The following is a 14944-nucleotide window of genomic DNA, read 5'->3' on the forward strand; positions in this document are numbered from 1 at the left end:
TAGGTCTTTTTTTTATGTATAAGAAAAAACTCCTCACACGAGATGTGAGGAGTTATATAGTTACTAGGAATTAAACAATCCCTTGGGCAATCATAGCGTTTGCTACATTTTCAAAGGCTGCAATGTTTGCACCTGCAAGGTAGTCAGTACCAAGACCGTAAGTTTCTGCAGTTGTTTTAGCAGTGTTGAAGATGTTAGTCATGATATCTTTCAAACGACCGTCAACTTCTTCACGTGTCCATGAAAGGCGAAGGCTGTTTTGGCTCATTTCAAGAGCTGATACAGCTACCCCACCAGCATTGGCAGCTTTGGCAGGTCCGTAAAGGATTCCATTTTCCTTGTAGACTTTGATAGCTTCAAGGTCGCTAGGCATGTTAGCACCTTCAGATACACAGATAACTCCTTGAGCAACCAAGCGTTTCGCAGCTTCACCGTTGATCTCGTTTTGAGTCGCACATGGAAGAGCGATATCGTAGTTTCCAGTGTAAGTCCATACAGAACCTTCGTAGTAAGTAGCAGTTGGTTTTTCTGCAGCGTACTCAGTCAAACGAGCACGACGTTTTTCCTTAACATCTGTAAGAAGGTCAAAGTCGATACCATTTTCATCAATGACATAACCATTTGAGTCAGATACAGAGATAACAGTTGCACCAAGTTCAGTTGCTTTTTGAAGAGCGTATTGAGCTACGTTACCAGAACCTGAAATCACAACTTTCTTACCAGCAAAGCTATTGTTGTTAGCTTTAAGCATTTCTTCAGTGTAGTAAACCAAACCGTAACCAGTTGCTTCTGGACGAATCAAGCTACCACCAAATCCAAGAGGTTTACCAGTCAAGACACCAGCATCAAATTGGTTGAGGCGTTTGTATTGTCCGTAAAGGTAACCAATCTCACGTCCACCAACACCGATATCACCAGCAGGTACGTCAAGAGATGGTCCGATGTATTTTTGCAATTCAGTCATGAAGCTTTGGCAGAAGCGCATCACTTCAGCATCAGTTTTGCCTTTAGGATCGAAGTCTGATCCACCTTTACCACCACCGATTGGAAGTCCAGTCAAAACGTTTTTAAAGATTTGTTCGAATCCGAGGAATTTCAAGATCCCTTGGTTTACAGTTGGGTGGAAACGAAGTCCGCCTTTATATGGTCCAACAGCTGAGTTGAATTGAACACGGTAACCACGGTTAACTTGAACTTTTCCATCACGGTCAACCCAAGGAACACGGAAAGAAATCACGCGCTCAGGTTCTGTGATACGTGCCAAGATATTTTCTTCAATATACTCAGGGTGTTTTTCAAAGACAGGCTCCAAAGTGCTGAAGAATTCTTCAACCGCCTGGAGAAATTCAGCCTCGTGCCCGTTACGAGCTTTTACAGTTTCAAACACGCTTTGGATATATTCTTTAGCAGATGTCATATCGTTCTCCTTTTTGTTGTCATATTTTATTACATGAGACATTATAGCAGAAAATTTTTTCAGTGTAAAGAAAAAAACATAAATTTTCTAAAAATTCTTTCAATTTAAAATGACTGATTCAAAACATGCTAAAAAACGAACCTTTTCTATGGAAATGGTTTTATTGAAAAGCAAAAGTCAAAGTATGGTATAATAATAGACATAAAAAGGAATCTGGAGGAACAGAATCATGGTATCAACTAAAACACAGATTGCTGGTTTTGAGTTTGACAATTGCTTGATGAATGCAGCAGGAGTTGCTTGTATGACAGTTGAGGAGTTGGAAGGTGTCAAAAACTCAGCAGCAGGAACCTTTGTCACTAAAACAGCAACCTTGGAATTTCGTCAGGGAAATCCGGAACCACGTTATCAAGATGTTCCACTCGGTTCTATCAACTCTATGGGGCTACCAAATAATGGTTTAGACTACTATCTGGACTATCTTTTGGACTTGCAGGAAAAAGAGCCAAACCGTACTTTCTTCCTATCTCTAGTTGGCATGTCTCCAGAGGAAACTCATACCATTTTGAAAAAGGTTCAAGAGAGTGATTTTCGAGGTCTAACTGAACTCAATCTCTCATGTCCAAATGTTCCTGGTAAACCTCAGATTGCCTATGACTTTGAAACTACAGACCGTATCTTGTCAGAAGTCTTTGAATATTTTACAAAACCATTAGGAATTAAGCTTCCACCTTATTTTGATATTGTTCATTTTGACCAGGTTGCAGCGATCTTTAACAAATATCCGCTCAAGTTTGTCAATTGTGTCAACTCTATTGGAAATGGTCTTTATATAGAAGATGAGTCAGTCGTGATTCGTCCTAAGAATGGCTTTGGTGGGATTGGTGGAGAATACATCAAACCAACAGCCCTTGCTAATGTCCATGCTTTTTATCAACGCTTGAATCCAGAAATTCAAATCATCGGAACAGGTGGAGTATTAACAGGACGTGATGCCTTTGAACATATCCTATGTGGTGCCAGCATGGTGCAGGTAGGAACTACCCTGCACAAAGAAGGTGTAGGTGCTTTTGATCGCATTACAAACGAACTTAAAGAAATTATGACGGAAAAAGGTTATGAAAGCCTTGAAGATTTCCGTGGTAAATTGAATTATATTGATTAAATAAAAGCGAAACTAAAAAGAAAGGAGAAATGATGCTAGCAATAGAAGAAATCCAAAAGCTATCTTTATCAAACTTACCTAGTTTGACCTTGTTTACAGGTGCTGATCAAGGACAGTATGAAGTCATGAAAACTCAGGTGCTAAAGCAAATCAGCTACGATTCTGCTGATTTGAACTTTGCTTATTTTGATATGAAAGAAGTAGACTACAAAAGCTTGGAACTAGAGCTGGTCAGTCTTCCTTTCTTTGCGGATGAAAAAATTGTAATCCTAGATCACTTTGTGGATATTACAACTGCTAAAAAACGCTATCTATCTGATGATGAGCTTAAGACTTTTGAAGAATATTTGGAAAACCCTTCTCCGACGAGTAAATTAGTTATTTTTGCTGAAGGTAAACTAGATAGCAAGCGACGTCTAGTTAAAATTCTAAAGAGAGATGCCAAGATTTTTGAAGCCCTTGAACCAAAAGAGCAAGAGATGCGATCCTATTTTCAAAAGTGGTCTCAAGAACAAGGACTGACCTTTGACGGGAAATCCTTTGAACAGTTACTTATCAAATCAGGTTTTCAATTCAGTGAAATTCAGAAAAATCTACTCTTCTTACAGTCTTATAAGGATGATGACCGGATTACCGAAGAAGACATTGTTGAAGCCATACCAAAGACTTTGCAGGATAATATCTTTGATTTAACTCAGTTAATATTGACTAAGAAGATTGATCAGGCACGTGATTTAGTGAAAGATTTGACTTTGCAGGGAGAAGATGAGATTAAACTGATTGCCATTATGTTGGGGCAGTTCAGACTCTATACACAAGTGAAAATTTTGCAAGAGTCTGGTCAGACAGAGTCCCAGATGGTCAGCAGTTTAGGTCACTATCTTGGTCGCAATCCGAATCCCTACCAAATCAAGTTTGCCCTTCGTGATTCTCGAAGACTATCCCTTGATTTTCTCCAGAATTCTATTCGTCATCTCATCCAAGCTGATTACCAAATTAAGACAGGAGTTTATGAGAAAGGCTACTTGTTTGAGAAGGCTTTGTTGCAGATTGCTAGCCAGTCAAATTGAGCAAATAACTTGAAAAAATAGGATGATTGCGTTATCATCTTTATATAGAAAGAAAAAGAGGTATTACAGATGGCTATTATCTTACCAGATCTTCCATACGCTTACGATGCATTAGAACCATACATCGATGCTGAAACAATGCACTTGCATCATGACAAACATCACCAAACTTACGTTAACAATGCAAATGCAGCTCTTGAAAAACACCCTGAAATCGGTGAAGACCTTGAAGCTTTGCTTGCTGATGTAGAATCTATCCCAGCTGATATCCGTCAAGCGCTTATCAACAACGGTGGTGGACATTTGAACCACGCTCTTTTCTGGGAATTGATGACTCCTGAAAAAACAGCTCCTTCAGCAGAACTTGCAGCAGCAATCGATGAAACTTTCGGTTCATTCGAAGAATTCCAAGCAGCCTTCACTGCAGCAGCAACAACTCGTTTTGGTTCTGGATGGGCATGGTTGGTTGTTAACCAAGAAGGTAAACTTGAAGTAACTTCAACTGCAAACCAAGACACACCAATCTCAGAAGGTAAAAAACCAATCTTGGGCTTGGATGTTTGGGAACATGCTTACTACGTGAAATACCGTAACGTTCGTCCTGACTACATCAAAGCTTTCTTCTCAGTTATCAACTGGAATAAAGTAGACGAACTTTACGCAGCAGCTAAATAATCTTAATAACGACACCTTTGGGTTAGAATTTCATCTAACTTGAAAGGTGTTTTTTTGGTTGCTTTCTTTAGAAGTAACTGTCTTATGATTTTCCTTTGTTGGATAGGCTTGATTTATGGTATAATGATAAGATAGAAATCGAAGGAGAAATCATGAATATTCAACAATTACGCTACGTTGTAGCTATTGCTAATAGTGGTACTTTTCGTGAAGCGGCTGAGAAAATGTACGTTAGCCAGCCGAGTCTATCTATTTCTGTAAGAGACTTGGAAAAAGAGCTTGGCTTTAAGATTTTCCGCAGAACCAGTTCAGGAACTTTTCTTACACGTCGTGGGATGGAATTTTATGAAAAGGCACAAGAGTTGGTTAAAGGATTTGATGTTTTCCAAAATCAGTATGCCAATCCTGAAGAGGATAAAGATGAGTTTTCAATAGCCAGCCAGCACTATGATTTCTTGCCACCAACCATTACAGCTTTTTCGCAACAATATCCTGACTATAAGAATTTTCGTATCTTTGAATCTACAACTGTTCAGATTTTGGATGAAGTAGCCCAAGGACATAGTGAGATTGGAATTATCTACCTCAACAATCAAAACCAAAAGGGAATTATGCAACGGGTTGAAAAGTTAGGACTTGAAGTGATTGAGTTGATTCCTTTCCAGACGCATATCTATCTGCGTGAAGGGCATCCTTTAGCCAAGAAAAGAGAGTTGGTCATGGAGGATTTGGCTGATTTACCAACAGTTCGATTCACACAGGAAAAGGATGAGTATCTTTATTACTCAGAGAACTTTGTGGATACAAGTGCTAGCTCTCAAATGTTTAATGTAACTGACCGTGCTACCTTAAATGGGATTCTTGAAAGAACAAATGCTTATGCGACTGGATCTGGATTCTTAGATAGCGATAGTGTGAACGGGATTACCGTTATTCCATTAAATGATAATCTCAATAATCGCATGGTTTATGTAAAACGTGAGGAAGTAGACTTGAGCCAAGCAGGGACTTTATTTGTAGAGGTTATGCAAGAGTATTTTGATCAGAAGAGGAAAGCATGAAAAAAAGAGGAATAATTGCAGGGATTATAGCAGCCTTGATTGTCTTAGATCAATTTGTAAAGGCGTACGTCGTTCAAAATATTGCTCTTGGTGAAATCAAGTCATGGATCCCAAATCTAGTTAGTTTAACCTATCTGCAAAATAGGGGGGCAGCCTTTTCTATGCTTCAAGATCAACAGTGGTTTTTTGCAGTGATTACCTTAGTGGTCATGGTAGGAGCTATCTGGTATTTGCATAAGCATATAGAGGATTCTTTCTGGACTGTCTTTGGACTGGTTTTGATTATTGCAGGTGGTCTAGGAAACTTTATCGATCGTATCAGTCAAGGATTTGTCGTGGATATGTTTCACTTAGATTTTGTTAATTTTGCCATATTCAATGTGGCTGATAGCTATCTGACGGTCGGAGTGATTGTATTATTGCTTGCGATGCTAAAAGAGGAAATGAATGGAAATTAAAATTGAAACAGGTGGACTACGCTTAGATAAGGCTTTGTCAGATTTAACAGAACTGTCGCGAAGTCTCGCCAATGAACAAATCAAATCAGGTCAAGTCTTGGTAAATGGTCAGGTCAAAAAAGCCAAGTATACGGTCCAAGAGGGCGATGTCGTTACTTATCAGGTGCCAGAACCAGAGGTTTTGGAGTATGTAGCTGAAGATATTCCTCTAGAAATCATTTATCAAGATGAGGATGTAGCAGTAGTCAATAAACCTCAAGGGATGGTTGTTCATCCAAGTGCTGGACATACCAGTGGTACCTTGGTTAACGCCCTTATGTACCACATCAAGGACCTATCGGGCATCAATGGTGTATTGCGTCCAGGGATTGTCCATCGTATTGATAAGGATACTTCAGGTCTCTTGATGATTGCTAAAAACGATGATGCCCATTTAGCACTGGCTCAAGAATTGAAGGACAAGAAGTCTCTTCGTAAATATTGGGCTATTGTTCATGGTAATCTTCCAAACGACCGTGGAGTCATTGAGGCGCCGATTGGTCGTAGCGAAAAAGATCGTAAGAAACAAGCTGTGACTGCCAAAGGTAAACCAGCAGTGACACGTTTCCAAGTCTTGGAGCGCTTTGGTGATTATACCTTGCTGGAATTGCAACTGGAAACTGGAAGAACTCACCAAATCCGTGTTCACATGGCTTACATCGGTCATCCTGTCGCTGGCGATGAGGTTTATGGTCCTCGTAAAACTCTGAAGGGGCATGGACAATTTCTCCATGCCAAGACACTTGGATTTACCCATCCAAGAACAGGGAAAACCATGGAATTTACTTCCGAAATCCCAGCTATCTTTAAAGAGACTTTGGAAAAACTTCGAAATAACTAAAAAAGGACTCAAGCGAGTCCCTTTTATTTGCGTTTTTTCTTAGCTTTTTTCATTTTATTGGCCATGCGTTTCATGGATTGTTTCATAGCAAATTCACCGATTTTACCTTTGAGACCTCCACCGAACATCTGGCTCATATCTGGCATTCCTGCTCCTCCAAGAGCTGACAAGTCAGGCATTCCACCTTGTCCCATCATACCTTCAAGTGCAGACATATCCATACCACCAGGCATATTCTTAGGAAGGTTGTTAGGGTTGATGCCCATCTGCTTCATCATCTTGTTCATGTCACCAGACATGACACCTTGCATAAGCTGTTTAGCTTGATTGAAGTCCTTGATGAACTTGTTGACTTCGATAAAGGTATTCCCAGAACCAGTAGCGATACGGCGACGGCGACTTGGAGTAAGCAAGTCTGGATTTTCACGTTCTTCAGGAGTCATGGAAGAAACGATGGCACGTTTGCGAGCAATTTGTTTTTCATCCACCTTCATATTTTGAAGGGCAGGATTGTTGGCCATACCTGGAATCATCTTGAGCAAATCTTCCATTGGGCCCATATTTTGCACCTGATCCAACTGATCGATGAAATCGTTGAAATCAAAGGTATTTTCTCGCATCTTTTCAGCCATTTCAAGGGCTTTTTGCTCATCGTATTCTTGGGAAGCTTTCTCAATCAGAGTCAGCATATCCCCCATACCGAGAATACGGCTAGCCATACGATCAGGGTGGAAGGTTTCAATGTCGGTAATCTTTTCACCAGTACCAGTGAACTTGATTGGTTTTCCTGTGATGTGACGAACAGAGAGGGCAGCACCACCACGAGTGTCCCCGTCAATCTTGGTAAGGATGACCCCAGTAACTTCTAATTGAGCGTTAAATTCACGCGCAACGTTTGCAGCTTCCTGACCGATCATGGCATCGATGACCAAGAGAATCTCATTTGGTTGAGCAAGTGCTTTAACGTCACGAAGCTCATTCATGAGAAGTTCGTCAATTTGCAAACGACCTGCCGTATCAATCAAAACATAGTCGTTATGGTTGGCTTTTGCTTGCTCCAAACCTTGGCGAACAATCTCAACTGCAGGAACTTCAGTACCAAGAGCAAATACGGGAACATCAATCTGTTGCCCCAGTGTTTTCAACTGGTCAATAGCAGCAGGACGATAGATATCGGCTGCAATCATCAAAGGACGAGCATCCTCTTCCTTTTTGAGTTTATTAGCAAGTTTACCTGCAAAAGTTGTTTTACCAGCACCCTGCAAACCAACCATCATGATAATGGTTGGGATTTTTGGTGACTTGATAATCTCAGCTGTGTCTGAACCAAGAATTTCTGTTAATTCTTCATTAACAATCTTGATGATTTGTTGGGCTGGATTGAGGGTATCAATGACTTCATGCCCAATGGCACGTTCGCGAACCTTCTTGATAAAATCCTTGACAACTGGTAGAGCAACGTCAGCCTCTAAAAGAGCCAGACGAATTTCCTTGGTTGCTTCTTGGATATCACTCTCTGTGATTTTTCCTTTTTTACGTAGGTTTTTAAAGACGTTCTGTAAACGTTCTGTTAAATTTTCAAATGCCATTATTTTCTCCTATTTTTTCAATTCAGTGGAAATCGTCCGAAATGTTGCAAACACTCTAGTTCTTCGGGTATGACTTCTTTCATGATTTCATTTGGATATCCCCAACAGCTAAAACCTATTTGCATAGCTTTGTTGATATCATTGGGCGAGATAATCTGTAGTCGACTAGGAAATGGTTCCTCTGCAGCTAATAATTTACAGGGTATCCCTTTATAGACGACAAGATTTTCCATGATTACTCCCTATTATCAATACTGGTCAAAATCTCAATTTGCTCTTGCAGAAAAGTATCCTCTGGATAACGCTCCAAAATCTGATCAAAAATCTGACTGCGAACAATGTAGTCAGAGTACATATGGAGTTTCATCTCATAGTCTTCCAGAATCTTTTCAGTTCGTTTGATATTATCATAAACGGCCTGGCGACTGACACCGAATTCTTCAGCAATTTCAGCCAAACTATAGTCGTCTGCATAGTAGAGTTCGATATAGTTCATCTGCTTATCAGTCAAAAGGGCTGCATAAAATTCAAACAGAGCATTCATTCGATTGGTTTTTTCAATTTCCATAAGATTTATTATACCAAAAAAAAGCCCAATCCGCTAGCTGGGGGCTGATTTTAGCTAGAAGTTAGAAAATAAGCTTTTCACTGTTCTTTTCTGACTATGAAGGCTTTTTTTGATATAATGGATAGGATTATAATGATTTAGAAAGAGGTAATCATGAAAGAATTAGAATCAGTGTTACAAGACCGTTTTGATCTTGTTTTTACAGATAAAAGCTTACTTGAAACAGCTTTTACCCATACCAGTTATGCCAATGAGCACCGCCTCTTAAAAATTTCACACAACGAACGCTTGGAATTTTTAGGAGACGCTGTTCTGCAATTATTGATTTCAGAATATCTGTTTAAAAAATACCCTAAAAAACCAGAAGGGGACCTGTCAAAACTCCGTGCTATGATTGTCCGTGAGGAGAGTTTGGCTGGTTTTGCCCGTGATTGTCAGTTTGACCAGTTTATCAAGCTTGGTAAGGGGGAGGAAAAGTCTGGTGGTCGTAACCGAGACACGATATTGGGCGACGCCTTTGAAGCCTTTTTGGGTGCTCTGCTTTTAGACAAGGATATAAAGACTGTAAAAACCTTTATCTACCAAGTCATGATTCCTAAGGTTGAAGCTGGCGATTTTGAGATGATAAAGGATTATAAGACTCATCTGCAAGAATTGCTCCAAGTTAATGGAGATGTTGATATTCGTTATCAGGTGATTTCAGAGATTGGGCCAGCCCATGATAAGATGTTTGAGGTTGAAGTCCTTGTTGAGGGGCAAAGTCTAGGTTCAGGAAAAGGACGCTCTAAAAAATTGGCCGAGCAGGAAGCCGCTAAAAATGCAGTTGAGAAAGGGCTGGATTCATGTATTTAAAGGAAATTGAGATCCAAGGGTTTAAGTCCTTTGCTGACAAGACCAAGGTTGTTTTTGACCAAGGGGTGACGGCGGTTGTAGGACCAAATGGCTCTGGGAAATCAAATATCACTGAAAGCCTCCGTTGGGCACTTGGTGAATCTAGTGTCAAGAGTCTGCGTGGTGGGAAGATGCCTGATGTCATCTTTGCAGGAACAGAAAGTCGGAAGCCTCTAAACTACGCTTCTGTTATTGTTACTTTGGATAACCAAGATGGCTTTATCAAGGATGCAGGCCAGGAAATCAAAGTTGAACGTCATATCTATCGGAGTGGAGATAGTGAGTACAAGATTGACGGCAAAAAAGTTCGTCTCCGTGATATCCATGACCTTTTCTTAGATACTGGTCTTGGGCGCGATTCATTCTCTATTATTTCCCAAGGGAAGGTCGAAGAAATCTTTAACTCCAAACCTGAAGAACGTCGCGCTATCTTTGAAGAAGCGGCTGGAGTTTTGAAGTATAAAACCCGTCGTAAAGAGACAGAAAGCAAGCTTCAACAAACTCAGGACAATCTAGACCGTTTAGAAGACATCATATATGAGCTGGACAATCAAATCAAGCCTTTGGAGAAGCAAGCAGCTACAGTTCGTAAATTTATGGAGTTGGAGGGTCAGCGTAAAGCGATATACTTGGACGTTTTGGTTGCTCAGATTCAAGCCAATAAGACTGAATTGGATCTAACTGAAGAAGAATTAAACCAAGTCCAAGAACTTTTAACCGGTTATTATCAAAAACGCGAGTCACTAGAACTTGAAAATCAATCTCTCAAGAAGCAAAGACAAGATTTACAAACAGAGATGGCTAAAGATCAAACTAGTTTGATGGATTTGACTGCTCTAATCAGTGATTTAGAGCGTAAGTTAGCTTTATCAAAACTAGAAACTGAGCAAGTTGCCCTTAATCAACAAGAAGCTCAGACACGTTTGGCTGGTTTAGATGAAAAGAGAAAGGCTCTCATTCAAGAGAAGGAAGAGAAAGAAGCCAATCTTCATCAGCTAGAAGAAAATTTAGCTGTCAATACGAAGGAACTCAATCGTTTAGAAGCTGAGTTATTAGCTTTTTCTGATGATCCAGACCAAATGATTGAGCAGCTGCGTGAACGTTTCGTGGCTTTCTTACAGGAAGAAGCGGATGTCTCTAACCAGCTGACCCGAATTGAGAACGACCTTGAAAATAGTCGCCAACAGACTCAAAAGCAAGAAGAACAATTAGAATCCTTGAAGGAACAATTGGCTTCTGCCAAGTCTAAGGCTAGTGAGCAAGAAGTTGCCCTTAAATCAGCTAAAGAAGAAGTACAGAACTTACTCGCTGACTATCAAACCAGTGCCAAGCAAGAAGAAGCACAAAAGCAGGCTTATCAAAGTCAACAAAATCAACTCTTTGACCGTTTAGATAGTTTGAAAAACAAGCAGGCTAAGGCACAAAGTTTGGAGAACATTCTTAAAAACCATAGCAATTTCTATGCTGGTGTTAAGAGTGTCTTACAAGAAAAAAATCGTTTAGGTGGTATTGTTGGAGCTGTTAGTGAACATTTAACCTTTGATGTTCGTTATCAGACAGCACTTGAAATTGCCCTTGGTGCAAGTAGCCAACACATTATCGTTGAAGATGAACAGGCAGCAACTAAGGCCATCGATTTCCTAAAAAGAAACCGATCTGGTCGTGCGACTTTCCTTCCTTTGACAACCATTAAGGCTCGGAGCATTTCTGGGCAGAATCAAGAGGTGATTGCCTCAAGTCCTGGTTTTCTTGGCATGGCAGATGAACTGGTTACTTTTGATGCCAAGCTTGAAGCTATCTTTAAAAATCTGCTAGCTACCACAGCTATTTTTGATACAGTTGAACATGCGCGTGATGCAGCTCGTAAGGTGCGTTATCAAGTTCGCATGGTAACCCTAGATGGTACAGAATTGCGAACAGGTGGTTCTTATGCTGGTGGTGCCAATCGTCAAAATAACAGCATTTTCATCAAGCCTGAATTGGAGCAGTTGAAAAAAGAGATTGCTCAAGAAGAAAAACTTCTTCGCCAAGAGGAAGAAAATCTGAAGTCAGTTCAAGAAAACTTAGCTAACCTCACTCAAACTTTGGAGACCATTAAGTCTCAGGGAGAGCAAGCTCGTATCCAGGAACAAGGCTTGTATCTGGCTTATCAACAAACTTGCCAGCAAGTCGAAGAACTCGAAACACTTCTTGAACTTCAGGAAAAAGAATTAAACAATCTCAGAGGTGGAGATTGGCAAGCTGAAAAAGAAAAATGCCAGGAACGTCTCGCAGTTATTGCAACCGAAAAACAAAAGCTGGAATCTGAAATCGAAGAAATCAAATCCAATAAAAATGCGATTCAGGAACACTATCAAAACTTACAGGAAAAACTTTCCCAAGAGCGTCTTCGTAAAACAGAAATGTTAGGTCAAAAGCGTTATGAAGTTGCTGATATTGAACGGATCAATAAAGAACTTGAGAATCTCAATATTGAACAAGAAGAGATTGAACGTCTTTTGCAAGAAAAAGTAGACAATCTTGAAAAAGTTGATACTGAACTTTTAGCTAAGCAGGAAGCAGAAGCTAAGAGTCAAAAGGAAGAAATTCAACAAGGACTCATTCGTAAGCAGTTTGAACTAGACGACATTGAGGGACAATTGGATGATATTGCTAGTCATTTAGAACAAGCTCGTCAGCAAAATGAAGAATGGATTCGAAAGCAAACACGAGCGGAAGCGACTAAAGAGAAGATTACAGACCGCCTTCGCTATCTTCAAGGTCAACTGACTGAAGAATACCAGATTAGTTATACAGAAGCGTTAGAACAAGCCAACCAATTGGAAGACTTGGCTGTCGCTGAACAAAAGGTTAAGGATTTGGAAAAATCCATTCGTTCACTTGGTCCTGTTAATTTGGATGCCATTGAACAGTTTGACGAAGTACACGAACGCTTGGAGTTCTTGAATAGTCAGCGCGACGATATTCTTTCTGCTAAAAATCTTCTTCTTGAGACCATTACAGAGATGAATGATGAAGTGAAGGAACGCTTTAAGTCTACGTTTGAAGCTATTCGTGAGTCCTTTAAGGTGACTTTCAAGCAGATGTTTGGTGGTGGTAAAGCAGACCTAATTCTGACAGAAGGTGATTTATTGACAGCAGGTGTCGAAATCTCTGTTCAACCTCCAGGCAAGAAAATTCAGTCTCTCAATCTCATGAGTGGTGGAGAGAAGGCTTTGTCAGCTCTGGCTTTGCTCTTCTCAATCATTCGTGTCAAGACTATTCCATTTGTTATCTTGGATGAGGTAGAGGCCGCACTCGATGAGGCCAACGTTAAACGTTTTGGGGATTATCTCAACCGATTTGACAAGGATAGTCAGTTTATCGTTGTTACCCACCGTAAGGGTACTATGGCAGCAGCAGACTCTATCTATGGTGTGACCATGCAAGAATCTGGTGTATCTAAGATTGTCTCTGTAAAACTAAAAGATTTAGAGAATATGAATGCTTAGTTAGTGCTCGTTACAAATTTTTAAGCTAAGCATTTAAATAACCTTCAAGAAGTCGGAAGGGTTACAAAATAATTTGAGGAGCTTATATGGATTTTGATCTATTCCTAATGATCTGTAATTATATTGGAACTATAGCCTTTGCTGCTTCAGGAGCCATCAAAGGATTCGGTAAACGTTTAGATATTTTTGGAATCAGTTTATTGGCAATTGTAACTGCAGTAGGCGGAGGAATCCTAAGAGATTCCATTATTAGTCGCTTTCCTGCTTCTCTAGCAGATCCTAGCCCCATTTATGTCTCTATCCTGGTAGCGGTTATCATGTATGGCTTTGTAACTTCAAAACAGGCCAATGCTAGTCATGATAAAAAGTTCTATAAGTGGTTGAGAGAAGCCTATCTCATCTTTGACTCCATTGGGCTGATTATTTTCTCCTTGATTGGAGCGACAGCCTTAGTGGACAGTAAGCTAAATTTGATGTCTGCAGGGATTTTGGCTTGTCTAACAGGAGCCGGTGGTGGTATTATCCGAGACCTCTTAATCAACGAAGTTCCAAGTGTTCTAAAAGAAGACATTTATGCCCTTCTATCTTTCGTAATTGGAGTTATTTATTACTGGCTAGCATTTGTTCTTCATTTTCCTAGAATTACTGCCTTTATCATTCTCTCGATAGTTGGCTTTGTGATTCGACTTTGTATTATTAAGTTCAAGCTCTCTTTGCCAAATATGGATAAGAGAACCTTGAATTGATGAATAAGCGAGAGTTATATTATCAGCGTCTAATCTCATGTGGATTAGGCGTTATTTTTTTGCAAATACGGGAAATGAATGATGTAAAGATTAATTTTTGCTATTATATTTGTAATTTCGAATAAGGTAGGAATAGCAATGAGTAATTTGAAACATTCAGTTGATTTTATTAAAGAAATAGAGAAGTTAAAGTCAGTAAGAAGATTTAATAGAACTCTTGATGGCAGATTTGAAAATAGTGCCGAACATTCTTGGCAGGGTGCCATAGCTGCGATGGTTCTTCAAGATTATTATCCTGAAAAATTGAATATGGAGAAGGTCATTTCTATGTTATTGATTCATGATTTAGGTGAGATTTATGCCGGAGATACTTGGGTGTTTGATGATGAAAAAAAGCTTCATTCTCATGATAGAGAACTAGCATCTATTGAAAAAACACTGAGTATCCTTCCAGAAGAAAAATATTTACAAATGAAAAATTCGTGGTTGGAATTTGAAAAAGGGCAGAGTTCTGAAGCAAGATATGCAAGAGTTATCGACGCCTTGGTACCACTGATAAATCACTTGGAAGTGTCAGAATTCAATTATAATCCTGATAATATCAGTGCAGACATGGTATTAGAAAAGAAAAAGTTCATAAAAAGTGAATCAGAAGAATTATGGAAACTGACAGAAGAGTTAATTCAGGAAAGTGTGGAAAAGGGCTTATATTTTTAATAACAATTGACCCAATTGATACAATAGAATATATAGAGAAAGCCTTGGAATAAGCTGTTTCCAAGGCTTTTTAGCTATCTATAGATATAAGGAAAAAGTTGTTAGAGTAGATGATTTTTATTAGATACCCTTATTTTGTATAACGTTAAACTATATGTTATTAAAGACAGATTGTGTTGAGTATTGAATTATACAAAAATACTAATGGATTAAGAT

The 14944-nt window shown here is 39.5% G+C and carries 14 protein-coding genes; 10 read left to right on the forward strand and 4 right to left on the reverse strand.

Annotated elements, in window-relative coordinates; translation table 11 throughout:
• Window positions 1-70 precede the first annotated feature (70 nt).
• Complete coding sequence (gdhA, locus tag ACESOD_RS07470; protein ID WP_373094735.1) at window positions 71-1417, reverse strand: NADP-specific glutamate dehydrogenase; 1347 nt, start codon at window positions 1415-1417, stop codon at window positions 71-73.
• 229 nt (window positions 1418-1646) lie between these two features.
• Between gdhA and ACESOD_RS07475 the strand changes: the two genes are divergently transcribed.
• The 6 genes from ACESOD_RS07475 (at window position 1647) to ACESOD_RS07500 (ending at window position 6726) form a co-directional block, all read left to right on the forward strand.
• On the forward strand, window positions 1647-2582 hold the full coding sequence (locus ACESOD_RS07475) for a dihydroorotate oxidase (RefSeq protein WP_373094737.1): 936 nt from the start codon (window positions 1647-1649) through the stop codon (window positions 2580-2582).
• Window positions 2583-2614: 32 nt separating this feature from the next.
• Entirely contained in the window at window positions 2615-3652 is a 1038-nt protein-coding gene (holA, locus tag ACESOD_RS07480) for a DNA polymerase III subunit delta (RefSeq protein ID WP_373094739.1), read from the forward strand.
• A gap of 69 nt (window positions 3653-3721) precedes the next feature.
• Window positions 3722-4327: a superoxide dismutase SodA gene (gene sodA / locus ACESOD_RS07485; protein ID WP_126419845.1), complete on the forward strand. Its 606-nt coding sequence runs from the start codon at window positions 3722-3724 to the stop codon at window positions 4325-4327.
• Window positions 4328-4479: 152 nt separating this feature from the next.
• Window positions 4480-5388, forward strand: a complete 909-nt coding sequence (locus tag ACESOD_RS07490) for a LysR family transcriptional regulator (protein WP_373094742.1) — start codon at window positions 4480-4482, stop codon at window positions 5386-5388.
• Window positions 5385-5846, forward strand: coding sequence for a signal peptidase II (gene lspA, locus ACESOD_RS07495; protein ID WP_373094743.1), 462 nt, complete (start codon window positions 5385-5387; stop codon window positions 5844-5846). Before ACESOD_RS07490 ends, lspA begins: the two co-directional genes overlap by 4 nt.
• Window positions 5836-6726, forward strand: a complete 891-nt coding sequence (locus tag ACESOD_RS07500; RefSeq protein ID WP_373094745.1) for an RluA family pseudouridine synthase — start codon at window positions 5836-5838, stop codon at window positions 6724-6726. Before lspA ends, ACESOD_RS07500 begins: the two co-directional genes overlap by 11 nt.
• A gap of 23 nt (window positions 6727-6749) precedes the next feature.
• On the opposite strand, the gene ffh is transcribed toward ACESOD_RS07500, so the two are convergent.
• Genes ffh through ACESOD_RS07515 form a run of 3 tightly spaced genes read right to left on the reverse strand, consistent with a single transcriptional unit; the run spans window position 6750 to window position 8883 of the window.
• Window positions 6750-8315, reverse strand: a complete 1566-nt coding sequence (gene ffh, locus ACESOD_RS07505) for a signal recognition particle protein (protein ID WP_373094747.1) — start codon at window positions 8313-8315, stop codon at window positions 6750-6752.
• Between the two features lie 17 nt (window positions 8316-8332).
• Complete coding sequence (locus tag ACESOD_RS07510; protein WP_316107953.1) at window positions 8333-8548, reverse strand: 2-oxoglutarate:acceptor oxidoreductase; 216 nt, start codon at window positions 8546-8548, stop codon at window positions 8333-8335.
• A gap of 2 nt (window positions 8549-8550) precedes the next feature.
• Complete coding sequence (locus ACESOD_RS07515; RefSeq protein ID WP_000402065.1) at window positions 8551-8883, reverse strand: putative DNA-binding protein; 333 nt, start codon at window positions 8881-8883, stop codon at window positions 8551-8553.
• 153 nt (window positions 8884-9036) lie between these two features.
• On the opposite strand from ACESOD_RS07515, the gene rnc reads away from it, so the two are divergent.
• The 4 genes from rnc to ACESOD_RS07535 all read left to right on the forward strand — a co-directional run bounded on the left by rnc (window position 9037) and on the right by ACESOD_RS07535 (window position 14728).
• On the forward strand, window positions 9037-9735 hold the full coding sequence (gene rnc / locus ACESOD_RS07520; protein WP_373094750.1) for a ribonuclease III: 699 nt from the start codon (window positions 9037-9039) through the stop codon (window positions 9733-9735).
• Window positions 9726-13265: a chromosome segregation protein SMC gene (smc, locus tag ACESOD_RS07525; RefSeq protein ID WP_373094752.1), complete on the forward strand. Its 3540-nt coding sequence runs from the start codon at window positions 9726-9728 to the stop codon at window positions 13263-13265. The genes rnc and smc overlap by 10 nt, the downstream gene beginning before the upstream one ends.
• Before the next feature lie 86 nt (window positions 13266-13351).
• The gene (locus ACESOD_RS07530) at window positions 13352-14011 is read left to right on the forward strand and encodes a trimeric intracellular cation channel family protein (RefSeq protein ID WP_373094754.1); all 660 of its coding nucleotides are present in this window, start codon (window positions 13352-13354) and stop codon (window positions 14009-14011) included.
• A gap of 138 nt (window positions 14012-14149) precedes the next feature.
• Window positions 14150-14728 (forward strand): HD domain-containing protein, encoded by a 579-nt coding sequence (locus ACESOD_RS07535; RefSeq protein ID WP_373094755.1) that lies wholly within the window; start codon window positions 14150-14152, stop codon window positions 14726-14728.
• Window positions 14729-14944 lie beyond the last annotated feature (216 nt).

This window comes from Streptococcus oralis (assembly GCF_964238205.1).
Taxonomy (GTDB): Bacteria; Bacillota; Bacilli; order Lactobacillales; family Streptococcaceae; genus Streptococcus; species Streptococcus oralis_CZ.

Excerpts from the sequence above, each read along its gene's own strand:
- gdhA (WP_373094735.1), bottom strand. The coding sequence starts at position 1,417 with ATGACATCTGCTAAAGAATATATCCAAAGCGTGTTTGAAACTGTAAAA.
- ACESOD_RS07475 (WP_373094737.1), top strand. The coding sequence starts at position 1,647 with ATGGTATCAACTAAAACACAGATTGCTGGTTTTGAGTTTGACAATTGC.
- holA (WP_373094739.1), top strand. The coding sequence starts at position 2,615 with ATGCTAGCAATAGAAGAAATCCAAAAGCTATCTTTATCAAACTTACCT.
- sodA (WP_126419845.1), top strand. The coding sequence starts at position 3,722 with ATGGCTATTATCTTACCAGATCTTCCATACGCTTACGATGCATTAGAA.
- ACESOD_RS07490 (WP_373094742.1), top strand. The coding sequence starts at position 4,480 with ATGAATATTCAACAATTACGCTACGTTGTAGCTATTGCTAATAGTGGT.
- lspA (WP_373094743.1), top strand. The coding sequence starts at position 5,385 with ATGAAAAAAAGAGGAATAATTGCAGGGATTATAGCAGCCTTGATTGTC.
- ACESOD_RS07500 (WP_373094745.1), top strand. The coding sequence starts at position 5,836 with ATGGAAATTAAAATTGAAACAGGTGGACTACGCTTAGATAAGGCTTTG.
- ffh (WP_373094747.1), bottom strand. The coding sequence starts at position 8,315 with ATGGCATTTGAAAATTTAACAGAACGTTTACAGAACGTCTTTAAAAAC.
- ACESOD_RS07510 (WP_316107953.1), bottom strand. The coding sequence starts at position 8,548 with ATGGAAAATCTTGTCGTCTATAAAGGGATACCCTGTAAATTATTAGCT.
- ACESOD_RS07515 (WP_000402065.1), bottom strand. The coding sequence starts at position 8,883 with ATGGAAATTGAAAAAACCAATCGAATGAATGCTCTGTTTGAATTTTAT.
- rnc (WP_373094750.1), top strand. The coding sequence starts at position 9,037 with ATGAAAGAATTAGAATCAGTGTTACAAGACCGTTTTGATCTTGTTTTT.
- smc (WP_373094752.1), top strand. The coding sequence starts at position 9,726 with ATGTATTTAAAGGAAATTGAGATCCAAGGGTTTAAGTCCTTTGCTGAC.
- ACESOD_RS07530 (WP_373094754.1), top strand. The coding sequence starts at position 13,352 with ATGGATTTTGATCTATTCCTAATGATCTGTAATTATATTGGAACTATA.
- ACESOD_RS07535 (WP_373094755.1), top strand. The coding sequence starts at position 14,150 with ATGAGTAATTTGAAACATTCAGTTGATTTTATTAAAGAAATAGAGAAG.